The organism is Aneurinibacillus migulanus (genome assembly GCF_001274715.1).
In the GTDB taxonomy this organism is placed as follows: domain Bacteria; phylum Bacillota; class Bacilli; order Aneurinibacillales; family Aneurinibacillaceae; genus Aneurinibacillus; species Aneurinibacillus migulanus.
On record NZ_LGUG01000009.1, the window covers coordinates 207,100 to 231,586 of the forward strand.

Here is a 24,487-nt window from a genome sequence, read left to right on the forward strand (position 1 = left end):
AATGGAGCGGACAACGAGACTCGAACTCGCGACCCCGACCTTGGCAAGGTCGTGCTCTACCAACTGAGCTATGTCCGCGCATTTAAAGAAGCGGAAGGTTAGATAAAAAGCGGAAGCTCTTCTCTAACCTTCTACTTCCGGTAATGCGGGTGGAGGGACTTGAACCCCCACGCCGAAGCGCTAGATCCTAAGTCTAGTGCGTCTGCCAATTCCGCCACACCCGCATATTGAAATGGTGAGCCATACTGGACTCCGATGCGCACGATGCGCTAGGTTCTGCGTTAGGCACAGGACGTGCCTGCTTTTAGCAGAACTTCCTTATTACAAGGTGAGAGTCCATACGATGAATATTAACTACATAATGTTAACATTTCACAGTAATGGCTATTTACTAATGGTGAGCCATACTGGACTCGAACCAGTGACACCCTGATTAAAAGTCAGGTGCTCTACCAACTGAGCTAATGGCTCACAATGGCTGGGGTACCTGGATTCGAACCAGGGCATGACGGAGTCAAAGTCCGTTGCCTTACCGCTTGGCTATACCCCAATGTGAGTGGTGGAGGGGGACGGATTCGAACCGCCGAACCCTGAGGGAGCGGATTTACAGTCCGCCGCGTTTAGCCACTTCGCTACCCCTCCACATATATGAAAGATATTTTCTTGAGATGTTCGACTACTTTTGAACATAAGTGGTGGCTCGGGACGGAATCGAACCGCCGACACGAGGATTTTCAGTCCTCTGCTCTACCGACTGAGCTACCGAGCCAAACTAACATATGTATAAATCAAGTAAATAAATGGCGGAGCCGACGGGACTCCGACGCGCACGATGCGCTAGGTTCTGCGTTGCTCACAGGACGTGAGCGCTTGTAGCAGAACTTCCTCTCGGGTGAGAGGCCCGTTATACTACCTAAATTAAGTTAAATGGCGGAGCCGACGGGACTCGAACCCGCGACCTCCGGAGTGACAGTCCAGCGTGAACTCCAACTTCACCACGGCTCCGCAATATAAAGCAAATGGTGCCGGCGAAAGGAATTGAACCCTCAACCCCCTGATTACAAGTCAGGTGCTCTGCCAATTGAGCTACACCGGCATACTTCATTAATAAATGTAAGATATGGAGGATGACGGGATCGAACCGCCGACCCTCTGCTTGTAAGGCAGATGCTCTCCCAGCTGAGCTAATCCTCCATGACGCACAGGACGTGCGAACATCTTCAACCCCACAGGACGTGGCAAATATTGAAGATAAAATGGTGACCCGTAGGGGATTCGAACCCCTGAATGCATGCGTGAAAGGCATGTGAGTTAAGCCGCTTCTCCAACGGGCCAGCAAATGTTTCTCATTTTTAAAGAAATGGTGGCTCCGCAGGCCGGACTCGAACCAGCGACCGATCGGTTAACAGCCGATTGCTCTACCAACTGAGCTACTGCGGAACAGCAGGAGTGAATGCTTGTAGCACAACTTCCTTGTTTTCACTATGTAGTCGCTTCTCTACTCAAAAGTATTAGCAGCGACAGAAATTAATATATCATGTTTCATGAAGGAATGGCAAGCACTTTTTTAATTTTGAAGATCAAAGTAAGAAATTTATACATCTATATCTTATCACAGTACCTAGTTTGCCCTCCGTTCGTGAACAGAACCACGCTTAGTAAATCGATTCGCATAGCTCGATGCTACATAAGAATCCGGCTTGATTTTGGCTTCAATGCCCATTGCCTGAATACGCCCCACCATTTCCTTAATCAATTCTTTCGTTGCTCCCTGATTACCGATGTCAAGATGGATCGAAATCGTAAAGTCGGCTCCTTTATCTACATATGGAAGTAAAACATCTGAAATTCGTGTAACCATCTCCGGCGTTACATAATAAGCAATCTCCTGGCTAAGCGATGTCTCCAGCGAAATCTTTTCACGCAAGCTTTGAATCCGTCGCGGGACAATATAATCGCGCAAACATCCCCATGCTCCTTTACCGAGCCGATGAATCAGCACGGCCGAAGTGAATTTCGTATATGACTGATATCCATGCGAATCTGTTCCAATTGCCATGGCATACTGAGCCAAGGGATCCTGCTCCACAAAATGCAAAATGCGCTCAAACACATCCTCGAAGCTCACAAACTTCTCAGTCATGTTATAAAACATCTCCCGTTTATATGGCTTTTTCATATCCATAACAAACCTCCTGTTTTTGTTTGCCCATCCTTAGTGTTTGCTTTTGAAGCGAAAATAAAAGGACTATCTCAACATTGCTGAATGAGATAGCCCTTTTATTACCCTGCACTGTAAAAGCCAATTACATGGCCGGAAACATCTGTCTCGTCCAAAAAAAGAAATCCAGCGTAAAAACAGCATACCTGTCCCGGCCTTCCTCCCCTGCTTATTCGCTCGGTTCGAAAATCCATTTCAGGCATGTCGCTAACCCCTTTCATTCTTCCACTTCGATCCCTTACTTTATTATATTCATCGTACTACATTCGCGTTATCGTCCGAACAAGAAAAAGTTGTACTTTTGTAAAGCTATTATGAAAGTTATGTTGAGCGACCAAAACGCGGCTCTCTCTTCTCAACAAATGCCGCCACACCTTCCGGAAAATCAACCGGATCGATATACTGCGGATAACCCCGATGCCCGAATGCTACTTCCGTAAACGGCACACAACGTGCTACCGCTTCCTTGGCCGCCTGCAAAGAGTTCATCGACGCGCATGATATCCTCCGAGCCAAGTCCAATACGAAAGCCTCTGCATTGTCCTCATCCACTAGATAGTTCAGCAAGCCGAGATCATACGCTTCTTCCGCTTTAAATAAACGTCCTGTAAAGATTAAGTCTTTTGTGCGGCTCGGTCCAATTAGATTCACCAAACGCTGCGAAAAACGCTGGCTAATCGTAATACCCAACTTTCCAATCGGAATGCCTAGCAACGCATCCGGTGAACCTACACGCAAATCGCAAGAAAGAGCCAATTCTAACCCTGCTCCCATAGAAGGTCCAGTAATAAAGGCTATCGTCGGAATCCGCAGATACTCAAATGAGGTGATTGCGTCCTCCATAACTACAAACGCCTCGTTCGCTTCTTCAATTGACATCTTGTTAAATGCTTTAATGTCTGATCCAACGGTAAATTGCTTGCCTTCCCCTCGTAAAATCACCGTTTTAATCTTCTCGTTCTTCTCGATCTTTCTGCCTATATCGGCCAGTGCTTTCCACATTTCTGGCGTCATAGCATTTTTAATCCATGAGCGTTTAATGGTTACAATTGCAAGACCTGCCGTCTCTTGCCATACGATTTTCGCTCCATCTTCAAAACGAATTGTTTCTACTTTCAAACCATCACCCCATTTTTGTTTGTCTCTTTCCTCAAATTGTTCTTTTTTACAAAAGGCTTGTTCACTTTCTTTATCATTATATTATAATTTTTCCTAAATTTCTCAATAATACTGGACAGAAGAATTGTTTATTGTGTAATTTATAAATAATATAAATTTTCTCATAAATTTTAAGGAGGCTTTCATGGAAAAATTTTTATCCGTAATAAGTGATATTGTCTGGGGACCGCCTCTACTGATTCTGTTGGTCGGAACAGGTATTTATTTAACATTTCGCCTTTCCTTCCTACAATTCATCGAGCTCCCGCATGCATTAAAGCTTGCTTTCTCTAGAAATCAAGACAATTCCTCCAAAGGCGACATCTCGCACTTCCAATCGCTTATGACTGCCCTGGCAGCTACCATTGGTACCGGTAATATCGCCGGTGTAGCAACCGCGGTCGTAGCAGGCGGACCAGGAGCCGTATTCTGGATGTGGATTACTGCTGTCTTCGGTATGGCAACCAAGTATGCAGAAGCCATATTAGCTGTAAAGTACCGCATTACCGGAGAAAACGGTCAAATGTCCGGCGGTCCGATGTATTATATTGAGCGCGGGCTCGGTTGGAAATGGCTTGCTGTCTGTTTCGCCTTCCTTGGTTCGCTTGCGGCGTTCGGTATCGGCAGCTCTGTACAATCCAACTCCGTTGCTTCATCAGTACAAGCCAGCTTCGGTGTCAACCCGTGGATTACGGCTACTGTTCTTACTGCTATTACAGCACTTGTCATTCTTGGCGGCATTAAAAGCATCGGTCGTGCCGCAAGCGTCATCGTGCCATTTATGGCTATTTTTTACGTACTAGGCGGACTTGTTATTATTTTTATGCATATTGATAAAGTGCCTGCCACAATTAGTTTGATTTTTACCGATGCTTTTACTGGTCAAGCAATGGCAGGCGGCGCTATTGGAACTGTCATCCGTTACGGAGTGGCACGCGGCGTATTCTCGAATGAGGCTGGTATGGGTTCCGCACCGATTGCGGCTGCGGCGGCCAAGACCGACCATCCAGGCCGTCAGGCACTTGTATCGATGACAGGAACCTTCCTCGATACCATCGTTGTGTGTTCGATTACCGGAATTACGCTCGTTATGAGTGGACTGTATACCGACAAGAAGCTTGAGGGTGCTGCACTAACGACAGAAGCATTCAGCCAGATGCTGCCGGGGCCGGGCGGTTGGATTGTTACGATTGGTCTTATCTTTTTCGCTTACTCCACCGTGCTTGGCTGGTCTTACTATGGGGAGAAATGCTTCGAGTATCTATTCGGCAATAAATCGGTAGTAGGATACCGTATCGTTTATACGGGCTCCGTATTTCTCGGTGCAGTCGCCAACCTTGGATTGGTGTGGTCCATCGCCGATATTTTCAACGGATTGATGGCGCTGCCCAATCTTATTGGTCTACTTGCACTCTCCGGGGTAGTCGTGGCCGAGACAAGACACTACCGCAAACATGTGAAACGTACATCACCGGATAATCCATCCAATCGAGTCGGAGCGTGACTGGCTAACTTAGAACAAAAGGGGTGCTTACTTAAGATAAGTACCCCTTTTTTATCACTTTTTACTTACACTCAGGTATAACCATTACAGGACATGGCGATTCATAGAGCACACCATGACTGACGCTGCCCAGCACGGTTCCCCTGACTGCTCCCATGCCGCGTGAACCCATGGCGATGCATCTGACGTTCTGTTCTTTCGCTTCAGAAAGGATTTCTTTCTTCGGGCTACCCACACGCACTTTCACGTCAAATTCGACACCATATCCACGCAGTTCCTCTATGGCAGAAGCAAGCGCCTCTTCGCTCATTTCTTTTCTGTATTCTTCAACTTGTTCGCGGCTAAAAAATCGGCGGGTGTTAAATGTGTCAAAGTCGTATTGTACGTTCAGCAAAATAACTTTCTCACCAAATGCTTTTGCCATTTCTGCTGCCTCTTCCAGCGCATGCAATGCATGCTTCGAACCATCGATCGGAACCAGAATGTGCTTCCCCATCCCTACATCCCCTTTTTCCTGTTCTCACTCTTCAATATATCTCTTGACGCTTGTTGGACGGGATCCCATACTCCCGAAAACGGAGGAGCATACGCTAGGTCCAAATCTACCACTTCTTCGATTGTCATGCCGGCCGTAATGGCGGTAGCCAGCGTATCGATTCGCTTCGTTCCGGCATACCCTACAAGCTGCGCTCCAAGCAGCGTATGATCATCCGTCGAATAAAGAAGCTTTATATATAACTTTCTGGCATCAGGGTAATACCCTGCATGGTCTTTTGTACGATGTACAACACACCCAAAAGCAAGGCCAAGCTTACGTGCTTCGTCTTCATTTAACCCAGTTCGGGCTAATTCTAAGTCAAATACCTTCAGGATGGCCGTACCCAAAACACCAGGAAAGAGCTTTTCGTGTCCGGCCATGTTGTAGCCTGCAATATTTCCCTGCTTGTTCGCGGTCGTTCCCAGCGGGATATAATCTCCCGTCTTCTTCAACATGTGATACTGTGTTGCACAGTCACCGGCGGCATAAATACCTGACACGCTTGTCTCCATTTTCTCGTTGACTTCAATCGCATTAATCAGCCCCGTACCAATCCCCGCTGCAATCGCCAGCTCGCTGTTTGGAATAATACCCACGGCAATAATGACCATATCTGCGGGAAAGCTGGATGTTTTCGTCACTACTTCCTTAACGCATCCACCTTCGCCTCTAAGCTCGATGACATCTTCTTTTACAAATACGTCAACACCCTGCAGCTTCAATTCTTCTTCTGCAAGTTTGGCCATGTCAGGATCAAATGGATTTAACAGCTGAGCACCTTTCGTCAGCAATGTGACTTTGCATCCTTTATGCGTCAGTGTCTCCGCCATCTCCAGGCCGATGTAACCCCCGCCTATAATGACTACCTTTTCGGCCATTTTTCCTTCCAGCCATGTGCTAATTCTCACTGCATCCTCCATCGTATTGACTGGAAACACGCCTTTCAGCTTATCCCCAGGCCAATCCGGAAGGCGCGGGCGAGCACCCGTAGCAATCAGAAGCTTATCATACTGGTGCTCTTCATCTTTTTCGTTTTTACGCACAGTGATGACCTTGTCCCACGGGTGGATGGCCGTAACTTCACTGCAGGTATGCAAATTTACTTTGAACTTTTCACGCAACACTTCGGGTGGAAGTGCTTTAAGGTGTTCCGCTTCAGGGATGATTCCTCCTATATAATAAGGCAATCCGCATTTCGCATAAGAAATGATGTCTTCTTTTTCGAATACGATAATATCTGCTTCGGAGTCCAGACGGCGAATTTGCGTCGCTGCACTGAGCCCCGCCGCATCCCCGCCGATGATCACATGGCGCGTCACAACCTCAACTCCTTTTCACCGCTATTCCTTCAGACCAGCATTGCCTTCTATAGTTGCTCCTTCTACAATCAAATCCAGTTCCCCTGTCTCCGGATGGATAACCAATCCATGTACAGGAATACCGACTGGGAACATCGGATGCTTCTCAATATTTTCTACCGTTTGTCTTACGCTATCCTCTACGCTCTCAAAGCCTGTCAACCATTTGTCCAGCTCGACTCCAGCATGTCGTAATGTATCAATTCTATCTTCAGAAACACCGTTTTTCTTTGCTTTCTCAATAACAGATTCCGAGTTCAGGCTCGTCATACCACAATCGTGATGACCGATAACGAATACTTCTCTCGCCTGCAGTTCGTAAACAGCGACCAGAATGCTTCGCATAATACTACCGAAAGGATGCGTCACCATTGCTCCTGCATTTCTGATGATTTTAGCATCGCCGTTTCGCAGGTTCATAGCACGGTGCAAAAGCTCAACAAGCCGAGTATCCATACAGGTAAGAATAACAATGCCTTTATCAGGATATTTCGTCGTTCGGAATTCTTCGTATTTCCTACCTTCAACAAATTTTTGATTGTATGACATAATCTCTGATAATACTGACATAAGCTTCCTCCTTTTTTGCTCCACTGATGCTGTTTTCTTTTTATTTTACCGCACGTATCTTCATTTCACCACTGCATACGACTTTTCCAGCATATTGCATATCGATAAAGCAGAAAACAAAATGAGCGGTTATGCTGGATATAAAAAGAAGAAAGATCATAACGTTTCCTTGCCGGCTCGTACGTAACCAGCAAACGATGACGCATACCCTGCTGTAAATAATTGATAAAATCCCGGGTCTCTTCAGAGTCAAGTACCGTAACGTACGCATATAGCGAATGGTTCAACGGATCATCCCATACGCTGACACCCGCACACGAGTATTGTGTAACGATATTCATATCATTCAGTAAGGAAAGTGCAGGAAACAATTGTGTATCCACTTCATCGTTCAGGAAGGATACCGTTTCTTTTTGTTTTTTTATGAACTTCTGCCGCTTTTCCCATTCATCCACCTCTCGTCTCTTACGCATCCAGCGTTCTTGCGAATGAATGGACAGCACATGCTCATCAAATTCTTCTCCCCGGCTCACAGCTCTTCCCCCTTGTGTATTTTTATTTATTGTACTATGTAGCTTCCGGGTATAAAAACAAAAGAGAGAGGGTATGCAAGAACCCTCTCTCTTCGTATGTGATGCTATCAGTTAGCTGCTGAAAAATCTGCTGCTGGAGCGGCTTGAACGTTTACGTTTGTAATGAGAATGTCCGTAGTGGGAATGTCCAGAGTCTGAATGGCGACGGGGACGACGGTGATAATCGCTGCTGCTGTACTGGCGGTAACCATGCTTCTTGTTTTTCCCCAATAGTTTCATTACATCTTTAAAAAAAGACATGCCATCTTATCTCCTTTGTCCGTTAGTTATCTTTCCATACGTAAAAATATATGCCGGGTTACAAAAAATAAACAGGTATGTCCGCTTTTTTTTCACCACCGGATAACGGATAATAGATACGTGCCATGCAGTAAAATGCTGGATAAAAGGTGAAAGGAGTTTTTCCGATGTCGATTATCTACTGTCTATGTCCAGCCTCCTATTGGGAAAATTTCAGAAACGAACAGGAATATATTCCACGCGATTACGAGCAGGAAGGCTTCATTCATGCAACCAAGGGAGATGATCTGCTTATCAAAGTAGCGGACCGGGTGTATAAAGATTTCACAGATGAACTGCTTTTACTTGTTATTGATGAAGAAAAAGTTACAGCGGAAGTGAAATATGAGCAAGCAAAAGATGGCAACCTGTATCCCCATATCTACGGTCCACTAAATACGAATGCAATTGCTGAAATTAAACAAATGACTCAAACAAAAAACGGCTGGTCCATCGGATAACCTCCGATGCCAGCCGTTTTCTCTATATATGATTCGGATGTGCTCCATCCCATACAATCTGGCGATAATTCTCTGGATCAGTATCGCCTTCCGTGTTAAATACAAGAATAATGGAATCTTTATTCAAGCCTAGTTTGTACCGAGCTTCTCGTAGCCGCTCGTCCCGCATCAAAAGGCTGGCCAGCCCGCTTGTCACCGCGCCTGATTCCCCCGAAATTATTCTCGCATCGTCTCCAAGCGGATTGCCTAGTAGACGCATGCCATGTGCAGCAGTAAAGTCAGGGCACGAAATGAACATATCACTGTAGTCTCGTATCATGCTCCAGGAAAGCGGATTCGGCTCACCGCAGGCCAGACCTGCCATAATCGTATCCATCGAACCTGTCACATATTCTCGCTGACCACTCGGCGCCATTGCAGAACGATAATGACAATCTGCTTTAGTAGGCTCCACGATTACTGTAATCGGTTTTTCTTCCCCAAATTGATTTACCAGGAGTCCTATCACTGCACCCGCAATAGAGCCGACGCCGACCTGAATAAATACATGCGTTGGTTTGTCTTCTCCATCAGCCTGCATTTGTTCTAGTGCTTCGACCACCATTGTCATATATCCTTGCATGATATAAGAAGGAATTTCTTCATACCCATCCCAGGTCGTATCCTGAACTAAAACCCAGTCATTTATCTCCGCATGCTTTTTCATCAAGCGAACCGTATCATCATAATTTAAATCGGTGATTTGTGCAGTAGCACCTGCACGACGAATATTTTCAAGCCGGATGTCAGCCGATCCTTTCGGCATATAAATAACCGATTTCTGGCCAAACTGCGTAGCGGACCAAGCTACGCCTCTACCATGATTGCCATCTGTCGCTGAAGCGAATGTAATGGAGCCCAGTTCATGCTTTACTTCCGGCGATTGCAGTTCCGCAAATGAAAGCGTTCCGATATCTCGCCCTAGCCTATTAGCCAAATACTGGCCAATCGCATACGAACCCCCAAGCGCTTTAAATGCATTTAATCCGAAACGATACGACTCATCTTTTACATAAAGCTTGCCTACTCCGAGATGTTGAGCCAAATTACGAAGACTACGTAACGGGGTCGGCGTGTAGCCATCGAACGTCTGGTGAAATGCCCGTACCTTTTCTGCCTCCTCCGTGGTAAAAAGCGGCATTGCTACCTTTTCACCTGTTTGTCGCACCCGGTCATTCCATGTCCATCGAAAGGTGTCCATACCATATCCCTCCTTCTCCACTATTCTATAAAAAGCAATTCGACACTCCTCCTAGTTTTCCTACAGGAGGCTGTATATTGGGTATTCAATGCAGTTTATGAATGACTAATCTGCAAGCTCGATATTCCGAGTTTCCGGTCCAAAAAATGCAACAGCCAACACCCCGATAAGAATGACAATAAAAAACATGGAAAAAATCCAGGTAAGACTTACACCGTTCTTTACCAGCAGACCAACCAGCAACGGTGCCACAATACCTCCGACACGGCCGCAGGAAGCCGCCATCCCTGCGCCTGTAGAACGAATGCGTGTTGGATACAATTCTGGCGTATATGCATATAAGCCGCCCCACGCTCCCAGATTAAAGAAAGATAGCAATATACCGGCCGTAAGCAATGAGGCAAGCGAACCCGCGCTGCCGAACCAAAGCGCGCTTAGCGCGGTCATTGACAGGTACAATACGAGCACGAACTTCCGACCGTATCGCTCGATAAAATAGGCAGCCGTAAAATAGCCAGGAAGCTGCGCTAGTGTCATAATCAACACATACTCAAAGCTTTTAATCAGACTAAAGCCTTTTATAACCATCACGGTCGGCAGCCAGAGAAACATGCCGTAATAAGAAAAAACGACTGTAAACCATAGCACCCATAACATGACCGTCGATTTGCGATGCTCCTTCGTCCAGATAGAAGCCAGATTACGGGTGAAGGAAGGTGTTTCCTTGGAACGATTCGCAATATGACGAGGCGAATCAGAAATAGCTTTTCGTAGATACACAGCATACAGGGCAGGTACTGCCCCGATAACGAAAGCAGCCTGCCAACCATATTTCGGTATAACGAAATACGCAATCAATGCGGCCAAAATCCAGCCTCCTGCCCAGAAACTCTCCAGCAGTACCACCGCTCGGCCTCTATCCGATGCTGGCATGCTCTCCGATACGAGCGTGGATGCTACCGGAAGCTCTCCTCCTAAGCCAAAACCTGCAATAAAGCGTAACAGGCACAGTACGGCGAAAGACGTCGCCAGCGCGGAAAGCCCCGTAGCCAGCGAAAAAATCAACAAGGTTGTAAGCAATACTGCTTTTCTTCCATATCGGTCCGCTAATATACCTGCCATCGCCGCGCCGACGGCCATTCCAATCGAGTTGATGCTCGTCAGCCACCCGACCTGCTCCGGGGTCAGTCCCCAGGCCACCGTAAGCGCTGCGACAATAAATGAAATAATGCCGACATCCATCGCATCGAACAGCCAGCTCATCCCTGCGCTCACCAGCAGTTTGCGCTGGCCTGGACTGCTTGTAGATAGAATATTCATTGCAGATGAACCCCTTTTTCTTATTGTTTTGACTTTATTCTATTAATGTATCCTATCGCGGTCGGATGATAAATACGAAGTTTATCTGCGATGTGCCGTATGTATTCATACCTTATATATAAAAGAAAAGAGGAAGCTGCCGGGAAAAAGAGAAGGAGGAAAGCAAGTAGGCAACACTACATGCTTGTTTTCTCTGTATTTCTCCATCCTTCATCTTTCCCGGCAACTTCCCTCTTCCAAAAAAAGTTAAACAACCGTTTAATACTTGAAAAACTGGTGAAGCATGTGCTAAACATAGCTTCTTTCTGAAAAAAGGACGCGCAGAGACGCCCGCGAGTTTTTCTTACGTGACATTCTCTGATATATTTTTCGTTACCTTCTTCGGTTCTGGACCATGCGAATACAGACTATGCAATATCATACCAAGCACAACGAGGAGCATACCCACCCAGGACCATAATGTAGGGAGCGGTGTTGATAACAGCAGCACCTCTCCAAGCAAAGCAAACAACACTTCTCCGGATTGGGTAGCCTCTACAGCTGCCAACCTGTTCGCATTGCCTTTTACCATATCGGTCGCCGCAAAAAACAGAACGGTAGCGATAACACCTGAGCTAACGGCTACAACAATGGATTGCATCGTCTGCCCGGCACTCGGCGGCCCAGCGATAGCCCATCCGTAACCTGCTAACAACAGCCAAAACGGCAGGCTAGCTAGTGTCATTCCCAATACGCGTTGATACGCGTCAATTTCTCTCCCGCATACTTCCATCATCTTGCGATTGCCCAACGGATAGGCAAATGCCGCCAGCGCCACTGGCAGGATACCAAGCAACAACTCGGTTTGCGAAATGCTTTTTGCATGCTCTATCTGCATGACAGCTACACCTAGCAGAATCACGCAAGATAGAAGAAGACCCTTTATCGGCAACTTTCCTCGTATGTTAATCGGCCCATGCGGCGTATTGATGCGCTCATGGAAGAACGGGACGAGCAGTGAACCCGCTATAATCGTCACCTGCCATGTCCCTGCGATAAGCCAGCCCGGGCCGTATGCCGCAGCAAAGCTCAACGGCGCGTAAAACAGTACAAATCCGATGAAGCTCCATATAAACCATGGACCAGGATGACGACGCATATGGGTTAGCAGCACGCCTAAATTTCTCCGCTTCATCACAATAAGAAGCAAGAATGGCACCATAAATAAATAACGCAGCGAAGCGCTCCAAATCCAATGCCCTCCGGATATATCCATGGCTCGATTCAGCACAAAAGTAAACGCAAAGAAAAACGATGCCAGTAAACCGTATACAATCGGTCTCACCTTATCTCCCCCTGATCATTTCTTTATTTCTTTGCCGTACCTACCATACGGATTCACTAGTATCTTTTCACCAGCACGCTTTTCTGTTTCTCTTAATCTTCTATCTTCTTTCTTAAATCATACTAAACTAATTTATTATTTTCTGACAACCTTGTGGAAACATCTATTCAAATCATATACAGTTTTGTAGAAAAGGAAAAACAAGGAGGAAAATACATTGAAAAAGCTGCGCATATTGGTTTCCTTCATGCTTGTGTTGTCCTTAAGCTTTGTAAGCCTTACCGTAACTACGGCTCCTCAGGTTCAGGCGAAAAGCAGTTATGAAACTTTCTGGTCCAGGGTTGTGCCAGGCGTGAGTATCCCTGGTTTAACCAAAGGTTATATACCGCAGGGCATTGCTTATGTAAAAGATCACGACAAGATTTTAATGTCCCATTACCGCGATGATAAAAAACCGGCGACCATCTCTATTTCGAATGCAAGCAAAAAGAAGTTCGAGAAAAATGTGCTTCTCTATTCCGCTAAAAACAAACCGTACACTGGCCATGCCGGAGGAGTCGCAGCTAGCAGGAAGCACGTCTGGATCTCTTCCGAAGGCAAGCTGCGCCGTCTAAGCTTGAATAAAGTGCTGAAAAGCAAAGATGATGCTAAGCTTATATTCGATGCTACGTTTAACACGCCAACTAAAGCTTCCTTTACAAGCTATTCCAACGGAGTGCTCTGGGTGGGTACTTTCGTCAAGAAAGGGACCAGCCATGTCGTCGGCTATAAGCTTGACAGCAAAACCGATTTGCCTGTATCCAATACACCAAACTATTCCATTACTATTCCCCATTACATTCAGGGAATCGCCGTACGTGATAATGAAATTATTCTTAGCCAATCATACGGCCGGGCAAACGACAGTAAGCTGCTGCGCTATAAGAATGTATTGGAGGCTAAAGCTGACGGGAACAGAACAATAAACGGAAAAAAAGTACCAAACTGGAATCTTAGTAAATCCCGCCTAAAGTCTTCGATTACAATGCCGCCACTCTCGCAAAATATAGCTCAAAACGGAAAATATCTGTACATCCAATTCGAATCTGGTGCGCCTAAATACAAAAAAGGCAGCAAGCTTCGGTTGACCAAAGTGCAGAATTTCAAATTGTAGCTTCTATTTATATAACAAAACGTAAAGGGACACTCTTACATGGAGAACGTCCCTTTACTCTTTTCTTGACCATATCATAGGATAAGAACGGCAGCCGTATCAACATTGTTAATCAAACCACCATGACTTTATAAGCGCCACATATTCACGTACGAACAATTTTACCTTTACCGAATCCGGTGTCGGTGCAGCAAGGATTTGTGCCTTGATACCGGCACGTTCAGCCAACAGCTTGGCGCGTAGCGTGTGAAAATCGTTCGTCACAAGTACAGCTTGATCCGAAGTCATCAACGGTCTGGAGAATCGAATATTTTCTGCTGTCGATCTAGCTTTATCCTCTACTAAAATCCGCTGTGCTGCAATGCCATTCGCAAGCAAGAATTTTTGCATAGCTACCGCTTCCGGAAAATCTTCATTCACGCCCTGTCCGCCAGAGACAATGACTTTCGTATGCGGATTATGCTTCAGATAAGCTAGTCCTGCATCCATCCTATATTGAAGCGAAGGCGACATCTTATCTCCCCACAAAGCAGCTCCAAGAATAATCATATACTCAGAGCCTGGTTGCGGTTGCTGCCTAGCCGTATACATAATAGCCGCATGCGCCCCAACAACATAGCATATCGGAAGCAGCAAGAGAACTCCTATCAACGTTAACGCCCTCTTTCTCATCGATTTTCGCTTTTCACTTACACGTACTCTTTCTGTTTGCCACATCTCCTCTGTTCCCACCTGTCCGCATTTTGTATGATATGCCGCTATTATTTACAATTTAAACTGGCTTACAATGTTTTTCAATTCCTCTACTAATTTAAAATCAATACTGGGCATAAAAAAAGAGCAGTAAACGCTTACTGCTCTTATCCAATATTCGTCATGCTAAGAAGTTTAGTACTTTGCCAGGCTCTTAGCATCTTACAATGCTTCAAGCGCTTCCTTCTGCCTTAAATGATGAGTAAAATGCATCGGTACCAGCTGGAACCATTCTACCGCATTCAAGCAGCCGAAGGCTGGATGTTCAATTTTTCTGTCTGCAGGAATACTAGCCAACCGTCGCTCCACGTTCCGCATTTCATCAATGACCTGTAGCATCCGCCCTTTAATCTCCTGTTTATCGGTGGAATAATCAGGCGTATATCCGGGTCTAGTTGGTACCTTAATTTTGATGGGCGGAAACGCGCCTGCTGCGAATACAGCTGCCCCAGCCTCTGTTTTCTCGCCATCGGATACCGAGCGCCCCAGCTCACACTCTTCTATCGCTTTGATCTGCATGTGAAAAGCGGCCATAATGAGATGATTATACAATTGGCTTAATGACCATTCCTCCGCAGACGGCTTACGTCTGAATTTCTCAGGCGAATAATTATCCAGCTCAGCAATATAATACCCCGCCACTTCTTCAAACGTTCGTAATGTATCTTTTGTATTCATTTTTTTCCGTCTCCTTTGGTTTGTTGGAATTTAGTCTCACTTACTTTGCTTATGAGACTACTATACCGGAGGGCTACTGACACCATTATGTCAGCAGCTTTCTATACTTTTTTGTCTAATTCCAAGCATCGCTTCAGCCTCTTCTCTAATCCTATCCGCAAGAGATTGTGGCTCGATAACTTTCACCTTACTGCCCCAGCTTAACAACCAATGGAATACCTCTTCTGCTTGCCGTACCTGAAGTGTGACATGCAGACCGTCCTCTTTCATCTTGTATGTATGGAGGTAGAAATAACGTGTTTCCATCACTCTATCCTGCACTGATGCATCAAATATGACATGAATAGAGAACGGCATATCCTGGTCGGGTATGTACTTTTGCAACTCAAAGCCATCCAGTTTTTCGAATGTTTCTGCTTCACATATGAGTCCGTCCATCCGTTCCAGACGAAAATGACGAATATCCTTTCTCAACAGGCAATACGCCACTAGGTACCAGATACCCGAGATATTAACCAATCCGTACGGATGAACCGTCCGTCTCCCAGATTGCAAATTATTCTGCTCAAATTTTTTTCTATAGCCAAAAGAAACCGTCCGCTTCCCCATAATAGCTGTACGTAAAGAAACCAATTTACTTTCATAATCCGCGTATGCTTGGGCTTCCGGAAAAAAGGAACCTGGAAGGAATCGCACGGTCTCCTTGAGACGAATTACTTCTTCTTGTTGACTAGCAGGCAAGACTGCTTCCAGTTTCTCCTGCGCCGTTCGCGCATGCTGCCGAAACTCCCCATCCAGATTTTGTTCAACATAACCACTTCCAAGCAGCAGGGTCATCGCTTCTTCCGGCTTTAAACGGATAGGCGGAAGAAAGTATCCCTCCATCAGAGAGTATCCTTTTCCTGGTACTGCCGTGAGGGGAACACCTGATTCGCTTAACGCTTGCATATCCCGGTATATCGTGCGCTTACATGTCTCGAACTTCTCCGCCAAATCCTCTGCCCGACAGAAATCACGCGTTCTCAGCTCCAGCATAATCGCCAACAACCTATCCGTTCGATTCATCGTTTCTCCTCGCTTCCCCTCTCTGTCTCGTCGGTTCCAAGCTCCCCGCGAAAAGCTTTGTTAAGAATCCCCTGCTTTACGGTGTCCAACTTTTCTTCAACTTCTGAGATAATATGCACCTCTTGACTCAAAGCATTCAGTAGCTTCGCTATTTTCTTTGCGATTCGTTCTTGTTCCTCTACCGGTGGCACTGGTATTTTCAGCTCTAGAAACTCTTTATTTCTGACCGAAGGAGCGTTATGCCCCTTCGCCCTTATATTTAACTCATTCGTCACAGAAGGTGCCAGCAAATAATAATACAGATAGTCCGCCTGGACGACCTTGTTTTTCCTGCATACATAAAATGCCGTTGAGGCGACCAGCGCCGGATCATCTGATAGCACTTGTGCAACGTTCATGAGATACGGACGTACCAGAGAGATGATAACATCTCCCTGATGTACGGCTCTCCTAGCTCTGTTCGGTGCCTCAGATACATCAATTAACTTCGGTTCTTTTATTGTAAACTTACGGTTGTCAATCGAATCGATATCTATATATAGAAACTCTTTACAATGCAGCTTCGCTGGATCGCGCGATACCATCGGTGGTAAGAAGTCTTTCAGGCGGAGCCAAGCCCAATTTTTCGGTATATGATATGGCTGTGTATTTTCCGAAACCGGTTCCGCTTTTATCCATTGTCCGACAGTCTCAAGTACACTCTTCTCTTCTGACAGATTCGTATTCAGCTCTCCCCGAAATGCCCGATCTAAAATAGACGCCCGGCGAAGTTCCACCGACTCTCTTACTTCCTCAATTATTTGCGCTGCCTCTTCCACTTTCACAAAAAGTCTCTCCACCTTCTTTACAATTCGTTTTTGTTCACCTGGAGGAGCGAGAGGTAGCTTATAGTCCTGTATGTTTGCTAGCTTAATATAGTTCGTCGTAGAACCAAATTGTTTATCTTTATTATGCCGGTTCCATTCAAGTAACAGATGATAGTATACGTACTTCATAGAGACCTTTTCGCTTGTTAACACGTACGTACGCTGGTATGCTTCGAATTTTCCATTATAATATAAAACTAACCCTACATTTGCCCCGTTACCCGGCAGCAAAACCGCTTCACCTTCAAATGAATACGTATCGCTTCTGATAGGAGCAGCTGCACAGGTAAAAAAAGGATACGCCCCTTCCTTGTTCCCATGGCTTGCATCCTTTTTCCCTGCTTTTATGTTCACAAGGGAGCCTAGGCGAAACCATGCCCAATTCTCGGGCACTTCATATGGTCTTTCTTCTTCTGGAAGCCATGCGTCTTCCCACTTTTCTTCAATGATCTTTCGAGCCTTACTCACTGCTTATCACCCCGGAGGTTACAGCAACTCTCATTTCTTGTGGGCAAGCCCTCAGACGCGAGGTCGGCTCCTCTACCGATTTCAATTCGGCAATTACTTCATTCAATAAAGAAATCGCCTGTTTCAGCTTATCTACTGCCTCCTCCGTCGAATCAATCGGATCAAGCAAATCGCCGTAGGTGGACAGCGACTCATCGACAATCAGTCCGATATCAAGGCTGTCGCCTTTTTTCGCAATATCTTCCCGCGTAAACATATTCCAGCGCTCATCTTCAACCGCATGGCGATTATCAGCTGTATACGCCTGAACAAACCCGTCAAAATGACTTTCTGTTAGCGGATTTCGTTTTCCGAACGAAGGCATATTCGTCCGCAGGTCATATACCCATACTTCAGTTGTACCGCCCATCTCTTCCTTCTCGCGAGTAAAGAATAAGACGTTTGTCTTTATACCTTGTGCATAGAAAATACCTGTCGGCAATCGCAAAATAGTATGCAGATTACACTTATTCATCAGTTCACGTCGTATCTCTGTACCTACGCCGCCTTCAAACAGCACACTATCAGGTAAAACGACGGCTGCACGTGCTTTTTTGTTTGCTTTTAGCGACTGATAAATATGCTGCAAAAAGTTCAATTGTTTGTTTGACGTTGGAAATGTAAAGTCCTGCCGCGTCGTCTGTTCTCCACCCCTTTTCGTACCGAAAGGAGGATTCGTGAGAATAACATCATATTTTTGTAAGGGATCGTCTTGGGGGGAAAGTGCATCTCCCAGGGTAAGTTCACCATGAATATCATGCAGTAGCGCGTTCATCGTCGCTAACCGGTGCGTATCCTTTACAAGTTCAATGCCGGAGAACGCTTTATACTTCTGAAATCGCACTTCATCCTGGGATAGCTCACAATAATTAGCTGTTTGACTACGAACATGACGGTCCGCTGCTATCATAAAGCCGAATGTGCCTGCTGCAGGGTCATGACAACACTCGCCCGCTTTTGGATTTATCAGTTTGACGATCGTATCGATGAGTACGCGCGGGGTGAAATATTGGCCTGCACCTGCCTTCACCTCATTCGCATTCTTCTCTAGTAACCCTTCATATAGATCTCCCAGGCCTTCCTGCCTTGCACTATACCAATCGAGAGCATCAATCGATGCAATGATTTTTGCCAGATTCCTCGGCTCGCTAATATGTGTTGCCGCACCAGTATAAATTTCTTTTAACAGGGAATTTTCAGCCTTCCCCAAGTCAAGCAATAATCGTCGGTAATGCTCTTTCAATTCAATGCCGTCTTTTGATATTAGAGAATCCCAACGATATATTTCTTTGATCATATAATCCTGTCCGGTCTCTTTCATCATTTTTAGGAATAACAAGTAGGTTAATTCCGTAACGTACTGATGATACGTAATTCCGTCATCCCGTAGCACATTACATAAATTCCAAAGTTTTTGTACCATTTCCCGGTTTGTCATCTATGCTTGCTCCTTTATAGGCGTTTTACTTTATTAGCTTCCTATATAGATTAACTTTACTATCTCTCTCTTCTTTCGTACACAACATGCTCAAGGCTACAGACATAACTGCAATTTTTCCTGTGCATGGGAGTCCTACTTTGTTATCATACATTACGAGGAATAGTTTTTCCCTGATGCAACAAACCGGGATGAAAGGGTGATTTAGATAGTATTATGAGCATAAAAAAGATATTCTTTTCCTTCCTACTGCTCGCCATTTTCAGTGTTTTTGCCGCCTTCGGCTATTATGTATACGCTTTTCAATCTTTCTCGAAGAACATCAACCATGATTCGCATACATCTACGTCTCTTCCTGAATGGCAAGGCGAAGAGCCTGTAAATATCCTGCTCATGGGAGCGGATACGAGAGACGGAGAGGACGCTGGCCGCTCCGATTCTATCATGCTACTCCATATCAATCCTGTTAACGGTCAAGCTTATTTGTTCTCCATTCTACGCGATTCGTGGATAAAGATACCGGGCCACAAATCGAACCGGATTAATACGGCTTTCGCACTGGGAGGCCCGGAGCTTATGGCCCAATCCGTAGAAAAGCTAACCGGTCTGCCGATTCATTATTACCTTACTACTGATTTTCAGGGCTTCGAAAAAGTTGTAGATGCGCTTGGAGGCATTGATTTGTATGTAGAGAAAGATATGGAGTATTACTTATATGAGAACAACGGATATTATGACATTGTTTTAAAGCAAGGCCAACAACACCTGGACGGACGTAAAGCACTACAGTACGTACGGTTCCGCCACGATGCAACAGGAGACTATACACGTACAGAACGTCAGCGCAAATTCTTAAAGGCACTTGCCGAGAAAGCCAAAAACGGTACAACCGTTTTTAAGGTACCAAAAATTCTGGAGGAAATCTCTCCATATCTTACAACCAATATGGATTCGCACGATATGCTTCGCTTGGCTTCCCTTGCTTATAAAGTACAGTGGAGTGAATTGAACACGGGACAAATCCCGCCATCGTCTATATTAAAGGAGAAAACGATCCGCGGAGCTAAGGTTATTGATCCGAAAATCGAGAAAACAAAGAAGTACCTACAGGAGCTATTGCATATAAAGTCAGAGGACGAATCACTATAAAGCAAAACTTCCATCAGTTGGACTTTCCTTATCTCCCACTGATAGTTAGTTGCACTTATCTGGGTTCTTAGGGGCGGTAGCAAGCTACCGCCCCTAAGATTCACATTTACCATATCCGTGGGTTTACCATATAGAAGAAACGTTGCATTTGTTCAGTTGATATCTCTCGACCGATACGCGCCATGGCAAAATTGGCAGCATGGGCATGAATGTCAGGATCGTCTGGATATACCTCCTCCATTCCCGAAGACATGAGTAGCTGCTTGAGCATACTTTTATACTCATACACATCCAACCCGCTATTCTTCAAATCCCAGTGCCAGTAATATTCGAAAGCAAGCACGATCCTTCTCTCGATGTCCTCGTCATCACGGAACAACCGTTGCAGAATAGAGCGGGCGATCTGCTGGCCACGATAAGGAGGGGACACCTCCAGAACTCCCATCACACGAACATAAGACAATAAAGACCACCGCTCCACAGGTTCAGGCGACAAAAGCGTAGCGTACCCAATCACCTCTTCTTCATGAATGGCGATGCAGACCTGTGTATACGGCTCTGCAAGCAATCCCTGTAGACGAGAATACTGTTCATCAGGCCCGCCGAAACATGTTAAGCCAGAATGAAGCGGATACAGCAATTGTTGCGCTGAAAATAAGGAAAGCAACTCAATGTTCGTACTTTCGCTTACCATTAACATCCCTCTCCCCTTTTTATATTTCATTGTCAATAGGATAGAAATAATACGGGGGTATATCGTCGCAAAGATGATACTCTCCCAATTGATAATTCTCCCATAGTACAATAAGAAAAAGCTCATGCATCCCGAGTATTTGTCCTCTCATCCCGTCAAACCGTTCTACTTGCATGCCTTCTCTGAACAGTTGATGCATATTCTCTCCTCCTTTTTCATATGAAAAAAACATCTTTTCGTGTAGAAAAGATGCTCAAATCAGACGGTGCTCCCGTGTCATTTTCTGATACCCGGATATATGTCCATCTGTCGAACACCTCCCCATCCTCGTGGTTTCCGCGGTGCCTTCTTCATGGCAGGTCTCCTGGCTTACGGATCGCAGCTTCTCTTTCCCTTCCCATTCCAGCGAGGTGGAACAGTGGTTTACAAGAGTCGCTCCTCGTTTACAGTGGCGGGACCGCACCGGACTTTCACCGGACTTCCCTTTTAAGCATGTAAAGTAATAAGCTACATGCACCATAAAGCGATATATGAAATTGTCAGCTTTACTCTTTAAACTTATCAGGATAGAATCCCTTTGCTAGCATTTCTAATGCATAAGGCGCTCGGATACCCTCAGATACTGCCGAGAGAGGCAGGGTAATGAATCTTTTATTTTTAATCGCAGAAATATTGGAAAGCTCCTTTTTGGCAAGCAGCAGGTCTCTTTTTTGCTCTACTGTTTTATTCCCATAATCAACAATTACAATAACCTCTGGATTGCGGTTTACAACTTCCTCCCAGCTTACATCAGCCCACCCCTGCTGTATGTCATCAAATATATTCTTCCCGCCTGCCATGCTTATAAGCTTCGTCATATAGTTATTCGCTGCGGTTTTGGCTATATCTTCTCCATTGTCATAAATAAAAACGGCAAGCGGCTTTTCAATCGGGCCGATTCGCTTTGTAATCTGTTCGATGTCCTGCTTCATCTTGCCAATGACTTCGTTTGCTTTGGACTCGACGTTAAAAATCCGTCCGATGGTATGAATATCTTTGTAAACATCCTCTAAATCAGGTGCTGCCATAGTAGAAGATTCCTGAACGTATGTCTTAATTCCACTTTCCGATAATTCTTGAACCGTTCCTAATGACTTCTCTGTAAAGGCGCTTTTCCAACCAGCATAGGCGAAATCAGGCTCTGCCGCCATAAATACTTCCTTGGAAGGGTACTTGTCTGACAGCACAGGAATTTTCGAGTAAGCATTCTGAAGCTCCGGCAGGATTTTATCGTCGAGATAGGCAGTACCTACCATGGAGTTTTGTAATCCCAAAGCAAGCATAATTTCAGTTACATGCTGATTCAACGTAACTGCTCGTTTCGGAGGCTCAGTAAAGGTCACCGTCTGTCCCATATTATTTATGACCACTTTTTCGTAAGGCTTGGTATCCTTCGCGGCCACCTTATTCTCAGTCACATGAGTGAACTGGGAGCTGTCCCCCGTACTACTGCAGGAAGATAAGATAATCATTATGAGCAAACATACAGGTATAAGGGAAAACTTATGTATCATTTTCATGTGTAAAACTCCTCATCCTCTTAAAAATTGTGTATAACCAAAACAATGTACGCCAGCTATTCTTTAAAGCGATGCTCTGTATTCGTTCGGATTCGCTCAGATAAAAAGGTTACATGTGGCTTCCCAGTTGCGGGATGAATCATAATGTCGGTTTCCACCTCAAATACCTCTCTCACCACTTCTCTGGTCAATACATCCTCCGGTGTTCCTTTTGCTACAATCTGTCCATCCTGCATGACATATAAATAGTCACAATAGACCGATGCAAGATTCAGATCATGCAAAGATGCCAGAACTGTAATACCAAGATTCTTAAGTAGATCTAGCAATTGAAGCTGGTAGCGAATATCCAGGTGGTTCGTCGGTTCATCGAGAATGATGACTTCCGCCTGCTGAGTAAGAGCCCTTGCGATAAGGACACGTTGCTTTTCTCCTCCCGATAAGCTCATGAAGCTCCGTTCTGCATATTCTTTCATACCAACGCGAACCAACGCCTGCTCCACAATCGTTCGATCTTCATCCGTATCCGATTCAAATGTCCGCTTATGTGGCGTACGTCCCATCGCCACCATTTCCTCAACCGAAAAATCAAACGTCTGGGATGTCTCCTGACTGACTACCGCCATTCTTTGAAAGACATATCTGGAAGGCAACCGATGCAAGTCCTGCTTGTCCAGTTCAATCATACCTTCATCCGGCTGCAAAACGCGGTACAATGTTTTTAACAGCGTTGACTTGCCACTGCCATTCGGTCCAATAATGCCGACGAATTGTCCTGTGGAAACTCGAAGAGAAATATCTCGGATAATCGGCTTTTGCAGTACACTAAAGGAGACGTCTTCCATTGTCAGCATTATCGATTTCCTCCTCCAAAAGAATAAGCGCTCCGCCTAAGTAACCAGATGAAAAACGGTCCGCCACACAATGCCGTTACTACTCCAACCGGTAATTCCTGAGGAGCTAGCACCAACCGGGCAAATACGTCTGCCCAAATCGCCATAATTGCCCCAAACAATGCGCTTACCGGTAGAACCCGCCTATGGTCAGAACCAACGGCGAAACGTGCCATATGAGGAATGATTAAGCCGATAAATCCGATGGAGCCGCTCACAGCAACCATCGCACCTGTTAAAAGCGAGAGGACGATAACCAATAGCTTTCGAAAGGCATCCGTGTTTATACCGAGTGTTGTAGCTGTTTCCTCCCCCATTAGCAGAGCATTCAGTGAACGATGTTGTACCAGCAAAAACACAAATCCGACAAGTACGACAAAACCCGGTATGGTGAGATTCCCCCATTTTGCTCCGGAGAAGCTACCCATCATCCAAAACATAGCGTCCCGAATTCCCTTCTCATTCGGTGCTATCATCACAATAAAGCTAGTAACAGCAGACAAAATCATCGATACGGATACTCCCGCCAGAAGCAAACGCGTAGCATTCATCCTGCCTCCAACCTGGGCAAGGATATATACAACAGCTATGGAAGAAAGAGCTCCAAGAAAGGCCCCGATCGATAAAGCATACTGCCCCAGAAACGAGAAAGCTCCGAAAAGGATGACCAATGTAGCCGCAACAGACGCACCGGAGGAGACGCCAAGGATATACGGATCAGCGAGCGAATTACGCACTAATGCCTGAATCGCCACTCCGACGACAGCAAGACCAGCTCCAGCTATGGCTCCCAATAGTACACGCGGAAGCCGAATGCCCCAAATAATATTTTCTTGCGCCTTACTCCAATCTGGCTCGATCCTATCTCCAATGAACGGAAGGTGTGATAATATAATCTTCCACACTGTCAGGGGAGAAATGGGGACAGGGCCGAGCATAACTGCCAACGTTACCGTTAATAGAAGGATTCCGGTAAGCGATAGAAGAATAAGCTGCAACCACAGCTTTTGCATTCGGAAAGGCACTCCCGTTTTTCTGAAAGCCTGCATGATTCTCATGCTGTATGCATTCCTCATATACCTCACTCCCTTGCATGCTATTGATGTTAAGAAAAAGGAAAGTTTGGCACGCGCCTCGTGCGTTTTTCAAGTAATACAATCGGAAGC

The 24,487-nt window shown here is 45.5% G+C and carries 25 protein-coding genes, 11 tRNA genes and 1 riboswitch; of the genes, 4 read left to right on the plus strand and 32 right to left on the minus strand.

The window, feature by feature from the left end; translation table 11 throughout:
• Positions 1-2: 2 nt before the first annotated feature.
• From AF333_RS28165 to AF333_RS28225, 14 genes are all read right to left on the minus strand, one after another.
• Positions 3-78, minus strand: a tRNA-Gly gene (locus AF333_RS28165).
• Between the two features lie 66 nt (positions 79-144).
• Positions 145-224 (minus strand) — tRNA-Leu (locus AF333_RS28170).
• Between the two features lie 171 nt (positions 225-395).
• A tRNA-Lys gene (locus tag AF333_RS28175) sits at positions 396-471 on the minus strand.
• A 4-nt stretch (positions 472-475) separates the two neighbouring features.
• Positions 476-550 (minus strand) — tRNA-Gln (locus AF333_RS28180).
• Between the two features lie 7 nt (positions 551-557).
• Positions 558-642 (minus strand) — tRNA-Tyr (locus AF333_RS28185).
• 51 nt (positions 643-693) lie between these two features.
• Positions 694-769 (minus strand) — tRNA-Phe (locus AF333_RS28190).
• Between the two features lie 159 nt (positions 770-928).
• A tRNA-Asp gene (locus AF333_RS28195) sits at positions 929-1,005 on the minus strand.
• 15 nt (positions 1,006-1,020) lie between these two features.
• Positions 1,021-1,096: transfer RNA gene (locus tag AF333_RS28200), tRNA-Thr, on the minus strand.
• A gap of 25 nt (positions 1,097-1,121) precedes the next feature.
• A tRNA-Val gene (locus AF333_RS28205) sits at positions 1,122-1,194 on the minus strand.
• Positions 1,195-1,257: 63 nt separating this feature from the next.
• Positions 1,258-1,334 (minus strand) — tRNA-Glu (locus tag AF333_RS28210).
• Positions 1,335-1,364: 30 nt separating this feature from the next.
• Positions 1,365-1,440: transfer RNA gene (locus AF333_RS28215), tRNA-Asn, on the minus strand.
• A gap of 181 nt (positions 1,441-1,621) precedes the next feature.
• Positions 1,622-2,179: a ribonuclease H-like YkuK family protein gene (locus tag AF333_RS28220; RefSeq protein WP_043067241.1), complete on the minus strand. Its 558-nt coding sequence runs from the start codon at positions 2,177-2,179 to the stop codon at positions 1,622-1,624.
• Between the two features lie 104 nt (positions 2,180-2,283).
• On the minus strand, positions 2,284-2,424 hold the full coding sequence (locus AF333_RS36430; RefSeq protein ID WP_170206990.1) for a hypothetical protein: 141 nt from the start codon (positions 2,422-2,424) through the stop codon (positions 2,284-2,286).
• A gap of 118 nt (positions 2,425-2,542) precedes the next feature.
• Entirely contained in the window at positions 2,543-3,340 is a 798-nt protein-coding gene (locus tag AF333_RS28225) for an enoyl-CoA hydratase/isomerase family protein (RefSeq protein ID WP_043067231.1), read from the minus strand.
• Between the two features lie 184 nt (positions 3,341-3,524).
• Here AF333_RS28225 and AF333_RS28230 point away from each other — a divergent pair, with 184 nt between their 5' ends.
• Entirely contained in the window at positions 3,525-4,883 is a 1,359-nt protein-coding gene (locus AF333_RS28230) for an alanine/glycine:cation symporter family protein (protein ID WP_043067230.1), read from the plus strand.
• A 61-nt stretch (positions 4,884-4,944) separates the two neighbouring features.
• Here AF333_RS28230 and AF333_RS28235 read toward each other — a convergent pair whose 3' ends face one another.
• From AF333_RS28235 to AF333_RS32440, 5 genes are all read right to left on the minus strand, one after another.
• The gene (locus AF333_RS28235; RefSeq protein ID WP_043067229.1) at positions 4,945-5,379 is read right to left on the minus strand and encodes a universal stress protein; all 435 of its coding nucleotides are present in this window, start codon (positions 5,377-5,379) and stop codon (positions 4,945-4,947) included.
• Positions 5,380-5,381: 2 nt separating this feature from the next.
• Entirely contained in the window at positions 5,382-6,740 is a 1,359-nt protein-coding gene (locus AF333_RS28240; RefSeq protein WP_043067228.1) for an FAD-dependent oxidoreductase, read from the minus strand.
• Positions 6,741-6,761: 21 nt separating this feature from the next.
• The gene (locus tag AF333_RS28245) at positions 6,762-7,349 is read right to left on the minus strand and encodes a beta-class carbonic anhydrase (protein ID WP_043067227.1); all 588 of its coding nucleotides are present in this window, start codon (positions 7,347-7,349) and stop codon (positions 6,762-6,764) included.
• Positions 7,350-7,414: 65 nt separating this feature from the next.
• The gene (locus tag AF333_RS28250; RefSeq protein ID WP_043067226.1) at positions 7,415-7,882 is read right to left on the minus strand and encodes a hypothetical protein; all 468 of its coding nucleotides are present in this window, start codon (positions 7,880-7,882) and stop codon (positions 7,415-7,417) included.
• 107 nt (positions 7,883-7,989) lie between these two features.
• Positions 7,990-8,133: a hypothetical protein gene (locus AF333_RS32440; protein ID WP_173585736.1), complete on the minus strand. Its 144-nt coding sequence runs from the start codon at positions 8,131-8,133 to the stop codon at positions 7,990-7,992.
• A 216-nt stretch (positions 8,134-8,349) separates the two neighbouring features.
• Here AF333_RS32440 and AF333_RS28255 point away from each other — a divergent pair, with 216 nt between their 5' ends.
• A complete protein-coding gene (locus AF333_RS28255; RefSeq protein ID WP_043067225.1) occupies positions 8,350-8,682 on the plus strand; it encodes a DUF952 domain-containing protein in 333 nt (110 codons plus the stop codon).
• A gap of 22 nt (positions 8,683-8,704) precedes the next feature.
• On the opposite strand, the gene dpaL is transcribed toward AF333_RS28255, so the two are convergent.
• The 3 genes from dpaL to AF333_RS28270 all read right to left on the minus strand — a co-directional run bounded on the left by dpaL (position 8,705) and on the right by AF333_RS28270 (position 12,566).
• The gene (dpaL, locus tag AF333_RS28260; protein ID WP_043067224.1) at positions 8,705-9,922 is read right to left on the minus strand and encodes a diaminopropionate ammonia-lyase; all 1,218 of its coding nucleotides are present in this window, start codon (positions 9,920-9,922) and stop codon (positions 8,705-8,707) included.
• 105 nt (positions 9,923-10,027) lie between these two features.
• On the minus strand, positions 10,028-11,242 hold the full coding sequence (locus AF333_RS28265) for an MFS transporter (protein WP_043067223.1): 1,215 nt from the start codon (positions 11,240-11,242) through the stop codon (positions 10,028-10,030).
• Positions 11,243-11,585: 343 nt separating this feature from the next.
• Complete coding sequence (locus AF333_RS28270) at positions 11,586-12,566, minus strand: DMT family transporter (RefSeq protein WP_043067222.1); 981 nt, start codon at positions 12,564-12,566, stop codon at positions 11,586-11,588.
• A 217-nt stretch (positions 12,567-12,783) separates the two neighbouring features.
• Between AF333_RS28270 and AF333_RS28275 the strand changes: the two genes are divergently transcribed.
• Complete coding sequence (locus AF333_RS28275) at positions 12,784-13,719, plus strand: hypothetical protein (RefSeq protein ID WP_043067221.1); 936 nt, start codon at positions 12,784-12,786, stop codon at positions 13,717-13,719.
• A gap of 108 nt (positions 13,720-13,827) precedes the next feature.
• Here the strand turns inward: AF333_RS28275 and AF333_RS28280 are convergent, their stop codons facing one another.
• The 5 genes from AF333_RS28280 to AF333_RS28300 all read right to left on the minus strand — a co-directional run bounded on the left by AF333_RS28280 (position 13,828) and on the right by AF333_RS28300 (position 19,026).
• Positions 13,828-14,436, minus strand: coding sequence for a YdcF family protein (locus tag AF333_RS28280; RefSeq protein ID WP_052812205.1), 609 nt, complete (start codon positions 14,434-14,436; stop codon positions 13,828-13,830).
• A gap of 198 nt (positions 14,437-14,634) precedes the next feature.
• The gene (locus AF333_RS28285) at positions 14,635-15,150 is read right to left on the minus strand and encodes a DinB family protein (protein WP_043067220.1); all 516 of its coding nucleotides are present in this window, start codon (positions 15,148-15,150) and stop codon (positions 14,635-14,637) included.
• Between the two features lie 90 nt (positions 15,151-15,240).
• On the minus strand, positions 15,241-16,215 hold the full coding sequence (locus AF333_RS28290) for a helix-turn-helix transcriptional regulator (protein WP_043067219.1): 975 nt from the start codon (positions 16,213-16,215) through the stop codon (positions 15,241-15,243).
• On the minus strand, positions 16,212-17,549 hold the full coding sequence (locus tag AF333_RS28295; protein ID WP_043067218.1) for a restriction endonuclease subunit S: 1,338 nt from the start codon (positions 17,547-17,549) through the stop codon (positions 16,212-16,214). The genes AF333_RS28290 and AF333_RS28295 overlap by 4 nt, the downstream gene beginning before the upstream one ends.
• The gene (locus tag AF333_RS28300) at positions 17,542-19,026 is read right to left on the minus strand and encodes a class I SAM-dependent DNA methyltransferase (RefSeq protein ID WP_043067217.1); all 1,485 of its coding nucleotides are present in this window, start codon (positions 19,024-19,026) and stop codon (positions 17,542-17,544) included. Before AF333_RS28300 ends, AF333_RS28295 begins: the two co-directional genes overlap by 8 nt.
• Before the next feature lie 216 nt (positions 19,027-19,242).
• Between AF333_RS28300 and AF333_RS28305 the strand changes: the two genes are divergently transcribed.
• A complete protein-coding gene (locus AF333_RS28305) occupies positions 19,243-20,175 on the plus strand; it encodes an LCP family protein (RefSeq protein ID WP_043067216.1) in 933 nt (310 codons plus the stop codon).
• Positions 20,176-20,281: 106 nt separating this feature from the next.
• Here the strand turns inward: AF333_RS28305 and AF333_RS28310 are convergent, their stop codons facing one another.
• The 5 genes from AF333_RS28310 to AF333_RS28330 form a co-directional block, all read right to left on the minus strand.
• The gene (locus AF333_RS28310) at positions 20,282-20,869 is read right to left on the minus strand and encodes a GNAT family N-acetyltransferase (RefSeq protein WP_052520753.1); all 588 of its coding nucleotides are present in this window, start codon (positions 20,867-20,869) and stop codon (positions 20,282-20,284) included.
• A gap of 19 nt (positions 20,870-20,888) precedes the next feature.
• Complete coding sequence (locus AF333_RS34020) at positions 20,889-21,068, minus strand: hypothetical protein (RefSeq protein WP_043067215.1); 180 nt, start codon at positions 21,066-21,068, stop codon at positions 20,889-20,891.
• Positions 21,069-21,206: 138 nt separating this feature from the next.
• A riboswitch (cobalamin riboswitch) is annotated at positions 21,207-21,405 on the minus strand.
• Between the two features lie 9 nt (positions 21,406-21,414).
• Positions 21,415-22,428: an ABC transporter substrate-binding protein gene (locus AF333_RS28320; protein WP_043067214.1), complete on the minus strand. Its 1,014-nt coding sequence runs from the start codon at positions 22,426-22,428 to the stop codon at positions 21,415-21,417.
• Positions 22,429-22,484: 56 nt separating this feature from the next.
• Entirely contained in the window at positions 22,485-23,285 is an 801-nt protein-coding gene (locus AF333_RS28325) for an ABC transporter ATP-binding protein (protein ID WP_043067213.1), read from the minus strand.
• Positions 23,282-24,334 carry a FecCD family ABC transporter permease gene (locus AF333_RS28330; RefSeq protein WP_052812209.1) on the minus strand — a complete coding sequence of 351 codons (1,053 nt, stop codon included), beginning with the start codon at positions 24,332-24,334 and terminating at the stop codon, positions 23,282-23,284. The genes AF333_RS28325 and AF333_RS28330 overlap by 4 nt, the downstream gene beginning before the upstream one ends.
• Positions 24,335-24,487 lie beyond the last annotated feature (153 nt).